The organism is Candidatus Melainabacteria bacterium RIFOXYA2_FULL_32_9, assembly GCA_001784615.1.
Lineage (GTDB): Bacteria > Cyanobacteriota > Vampirovibrionia > Gastranaerophilales > UBA9579 > UBA9579.
In genome coordinates, this window is sequence record MFRQ01000152.1 from 1 (window position 1) to 4,839 (window position 4,839).

At 32.4% G+C, this 4,839-nt stretch carries 4 protein-coding genes; all 4 read right to left on the minus strand.

Annotated elements, in window-relative coordinates; all coding sequences use genetic code 11:
- Positions 1-191: 191 nt before the first annotated feature.
- The 4 genes from A2255_10435 to A2255_10450 all read right to left on the minus strand — a co-directional run bounded on the left by A2255_10435 (position 192) and on the right by A2255_10450 (position 4,734).
- Complete coding sequence (locus A2255_10435) at positions 192-1,067, minus strand: hypothetical protein (GenBank protein ID OGI17320.1); 876 nt, start codon at positions 1,065-1,067, stop codon at positions 192-194.
- 15 nt (positions 1,068-1,082) lie between these two features.
- The gene (locus A2255_10440) at positions 1,083-2,138 is read right to left on the minus strand and encodes a 3-deoxy-7-phosphoheptulonate synthase (protein OGI17321.1); all 1,056 of its coding nucleotides are present in this window, start codon (positions 2,136-2,138) and stop codon (positions 1,083-1,085) included.
- Between the two features lie 303 nt (positions 2,139-2,441).
- A complete protein-coding gene (locus tag A2255_10445) occupies positions 2,442-3,419 on the minus strand; it encodes a hypothetical protein (protein OGI17322.1) in 978 nt (325 codons plus the stop codon).
- 205 nt (positions 3,420-3,624) lie between these two features.
- The gene (locus A2255_10450; protein OGI17323.1) at positions 3,625-4,734 is read right to left on the minus strand and encodes a hypothetical protein; all 1,110 of its coding nucleotides are present in this window, start codon (positions 4,732-4,734) and stop codon (positions 3,625-3,627) included.
- Positions 4,735-4,839: the final 105 nt, after the last annotated feature.

The window sequence follows — 4,839 nt, forward strand, 5'->3', positions numbered from 1 at the left end:
ATGTTCCTTTCGATGAAAATTGGGCCGCTAAATATCAAGAAAATTTTGCACTGGCTTCTTGACATTCAACATACAATCTATCCGAGAATTCAAAAAATGACGCTTAGAGATTGCTTCACAAGATAAATTTTAAAAATATCCCTGCTGAAAGGTTCGCAATGACAATAAAAATTTATTTGTCGGATAGGCTCTTAATAAATATTTTTTCCTTCAGGAGAATACAAGCTTTTTCTTTGAAATGCCAGATTTTTAACTAAATTCATAAATTCTTCTTCATTCAGGTCAAGATTTTTATCTAATTGCGTTAGATAATCCTTTAGATCATTAACTGCTTCTCTAATATATGCTTTGTTTTCCAGTAAAATATCTTTAGCAAGTTCAGGATTAGTAGCTGCAAGCCTTGTAGTGTCTCTAAAACCACTTGCAGCAAGATTAAGGGCTAAATTTTTAATGTTTTCATCAGGATAATTGTTTACCATGCCAAAGAGTGACTGACTAAATAATAAAGGTAAATGACTTATTAAGGTTACGGCTTTATCGTGTTGATATGAATCAGCGATTATAGGCTTTGCTCCAAGTAAACGGGTTAATTCTTGTAATTCTCGAATATCTTCAGTATCTGACCATTTTGAGGGAGTTAATACCCATTTTGCTCCTTCAAAAAGATCATCAACAGCATAATCAATACCTGTATTTTCGGTTCCTGCCATAGGATGTCCACCTATAAAATTGGTAGGGAAATGATAATCATTTACATAATCCATTATAAAGCCTTTAAGACTTGCAACATCTGTAATGATGCAATCAGGATTAACCAGTTTCCTTACTCTATCGATTGTTTCGATGATTTTATTTATAGGTGTGCAAATAAATACAACATTAGCATTTTTAACTAATTCAATATCAGTTGAGTATTCATTGGCGATATCAAGATTAATGGCCTTTTGAATTGTTTCATTGCTTCTTGAAATACCAATAAGGTGAAACCCTTTTGGCTTTAAGGCTTTTAATATAGAACCACCTATCAATCCAAGTCCTATTACAGCTATTGTAGGCTTATTAAGCATTACAATTATCCTAAATTATACGCTAAAAGCTGCTTTTTCTGTTTTTGCTTTGAACACAATAAACTTTTCTATCATTTCATTAAGTTCTTGCATCATCATTGTAAATTGTTCAATAGTTAAACTTTGAGCTCCATCTGAGTATGCTTTATCAGGATTATGGTGTACTTCTACCATAAGTCCGTGAGCACCTGCAATTAAGGCAGATTTAGACATAGGGGATACAAGATATCTTCTTCCTGTTCCATGACTTGGATCAACCATAATAGGTAAATGAGAATACTTTTTAATTATTGGCACCGCTGCAATATCAAGGGTATTTCTTGTGTAAGTAGAATCTATTCCTTTAACTCCTCTTTCACAAAGAATTACTTTGCTGTTACCAGCATACATAATGTGTTCAGCAGCTAGCAAAAATTCTCTTATAGTTGCAGAAGGTCCTCTTTTTAAAAGTATAGGCTTATCTATTCTACCAAGCGCCTTAAGTAGCTTAAAGTTCTGCATATTTCTAGCGCCCACCTGAACTATATCAGTATATTGAGCCACAAGATCTATTTCCTGACTGTCCATTACTTCAGTAACTATAAGCAAGCCTGTTTGTTCTCTTGCTTCTGCAAGATATTTAAGGCCGGTTTCTTCTAATCCTTGAAAGTCATAAGGGCTGGTTCTTGGTTTAAATGCACCGCCTCTTAAAACCTGAGCACCTGTTGCTTTAATTGCGTGAGCAACTTTTAACAAACCTTCCTTGTCATCTTCTACACTGCAAGGACCAGCCATAATAACAGGAGGCTCATTCCCGCCAATTTTTATACCATTACCAAGCTCTATTATTGAATCATCTTTCTGGCTTTCTCTGCATGCCATTTTAAACGGTTCTTGTATAAGCTTTACTTCCCTAACCCCACTCATAGAAGCTATAGCTTGTGGTTCAATAAGTCTTTTGTCGCCAATTGCTGCAACAACAGTCATTATTTGGCCTTGGTTCAGGATTATTTTAAATCCTAAATCTTCCATTTTTTCAACTACTTTTTGTATCTCTTCTTGAGTTGCAGTAGGTTCCATAATTATGATCATTTAATTGCCTCCTGGGATAAATAAAATCTTTTTCTGTGGAAATGATAACATAAATCTAAAAGCATGTCTGGCTAAAAATGTAAAAATCAGGCTATGAAATAATTACAGGATCGACTTTTGGACTTAAAGTTGTTTAAAGACAATTCACAAGGCGATTTAACTTTAACAAGACAGCTTCTAAGCTTAAAAAACTTTCTTTTTTTAATGCTCTGATAATTAGAAAACTAATTCAGGATTTTTAAGTAAGGACAGCGTAAAAAATACTTACGCATTTTTTATTGCGTCCTTAGATTCTTGTTTTACTTAATAACCGTATGTATCGTCATTTATATCGTTATTACCTTTTAAATACTTAATTAAACTCATATTACCTCTTAAACTGTTGCTTTCAGAGGATACTACAAGATAATTAGAATCATCAGAAGCCCCATCCCAGGATTCAGGTACAATATGTTCTAAACTTGCGTTCATGTTTGCAGGAAGAAATCCTCTTCCTTTTATAGGATCATCGAACTTTAACTTCTCACCAGTATATGCACAACCATCATTCAATATTTTATCCATACCTTTTAAAGGACTAAAATAACCATACATTTTAACTAATTGTTTGCTGGCAAAGGCAATTTCATTAGGTTGTTGCAATTCTTTTACAGCTAATTGAGCTGCATTAATGGCTGCAAGTTGTCCTTCATTTAGCTTTTCTCTTTGTTTTAAAGATTTTAAATATTCAACATATTCTGGAGATTTCCAGTATGAGTCATAAGTTGCAAGTAGACCAAAAAAATCCTTTGCTATTATAGGATAATTTTCAAATTTTGCTCCTTTTTTACAGCCTTTTAAAAGATTCTCAAGTCCTCTTGCGAACCATTCATAGCCACCTTTAACTTCTCCTTTATATTCATAATCAGGAACTATAAATCCAATCATATCTTCTTTTAAATATCTGGATAAGGAAGAAATTCTGGTTTTAGAATCTTCTAATGAAACAATATTAGGTATTTTTGTTAGTTCATTTATGAAATTAGGATTTGGGCTTGATTTAAGAGGTTTATTTAAGATGTTCCTGTACGTTAAATCTAGATAAGCTTCAGTTGGAGGATTCTTTCTTTTCTTTGTTTTTTTCTTTTTCTGTCCCGAAAAGCTTATAATATCTTTCGATAAATTTGACCTATATTGAATTCCTAAAAAAGCAACATCTGTCTCAGTTTTATTTGCAGAATATTTAATTCTATCTGCATTAACAGGCTTTAAAAAAATATTCTGGACATGAATGCCTGACATAAATTTTCTCTTCCCACACTTAGCTACTTTTTGGATAATTTTTCATTAACTTTAGAATATAGGGTTTCTAATTATGTAAACAACGAACAAGCATAAAGTTAATAGCAAAAAAGCAGAACATTAATACTTATTTTACATGATTGTGCCTGTTTTTATCATGTTTATGCGCTTTAAAATGAATGTTTTTTTTCTGCATAATAACTAATTACTTTAGTTTAGGAGTATTTGCATCTTTTCCTTTTAAGAAATCTATTAACCCAATGCTACTCCGTACACTGTTAATCTTTCTGGTAACCAGGAGATAATTAGCATCATCAAATGGGCCACCCCAATAGCAAGGAAGAATATGTTCAACTGAAACCTCTGGTTCATCAGGCTTAGCTATGTGATTAGGTATTAATTTCACTCCAGAATAAGCACAACCATCATTTAAGAGTTTTTCCATTTTAACTAGAGGAGTTAATGAGGTAAAAGAAATATTTACCTCATCTTTTATTCCTTTTTGGAGTTCTTCTATTGCTGCAATTGTTGCATCTCTGGCATCACTTTGTTGTAAAGTAGATAAATAATCTATAAATTCCTGCGATTTCCAATAATTATCATGAGTAGAGAGTAAACCAAATAATTCTTTAGCTACATTTTTGTATTGGCTTGGGTCCGTTCCTTTTTTACTGCCTCTTAACAGGTACTCTAAACTTCTTTCGAACCATTGATATCCACCTTTTTGCTCAACAGTTTCTCCTTTGACTTTTTTTATCTTGACTTTAACTTCATATTCGGGGACATAAAAACCTACCATATCCTCTTTTAAATATCTGGATAAGGAGGCTATTCTATCTTCTGCTTTTTCCTGTGAATAAATCCCGGGAATTTTTGATAATTTTTCTATAAAATCTGAATTGGGTGTTGATTTAAGCTGTTGTGACAAGATATTTATGTACTTTTCAGCAGCTGGATTTGACATATATTTTATTTTTATATCATCCCTTCTATACTTTTTAGGAGGTTTTTCCTGACTATTGTTTCTAATTTGGCGTTTTTGCTTTCTTTGATCTATCTCATTAGTTTCAGACTTTCTGGAATTAACTGCATCTTCTGCTTTTTGATAGTTTGAATCATTTTTTTTTGTAGGTTTTCCATGTTTATTTTTTAATTTCTTTTTGCGTTCTTTGGCGCAAAAACTCACAGTATCCTGAGCCAGAGTATATTTATATTCAAGAGTAGATTCTGTTTTTGAAGGATTTACTCCTGCTTTTTGTTGCTTCAAATTACTAAAAACAGGCAATTCTTTTAAATACGTATTGAATCCAAACATTAATTTCCCCTTATAAGAAAATCATAGGAACTTCTCCAGCTAATTTATATAAGGATAAACATGAAAAAAATTGCCACTAAATTTTGAGTAGTGCTCCAACGGTAA

What these genes read in the sequence shown, in the direction of transcription:
- A2255_10440 (OGI17321.1), bottom strand. Translation starts at nt 2,138, where the DNA reads ATGATCATAATTATGGAACCTACTGCAACTCAAGAAGAGATACAAAAA.
- A2255_10435 (OGI17320.1), bottom strand. Translation starts at nt 1,067, where the DNA reads ATGCTTAATAAGCCTACAATAGCTGTAATAGGACTTGGATTGATAGGT.
- A2255_10445 (OGI17322.1), bottom strand. Translation starts at nt 3,419, where the DNA reads ATGTCAGGCATTCATGTCCAGAATATTTTTTTAAAGCCTGTTAATGCA.
- A2255_10450 (OGI17323.1), bottom strand. Translation starts at nt 4,734, where the DNA reads ATGTTTGGATTCAATACGTATTTAAAAGAATTGCCTGTTTTTAGTAAT.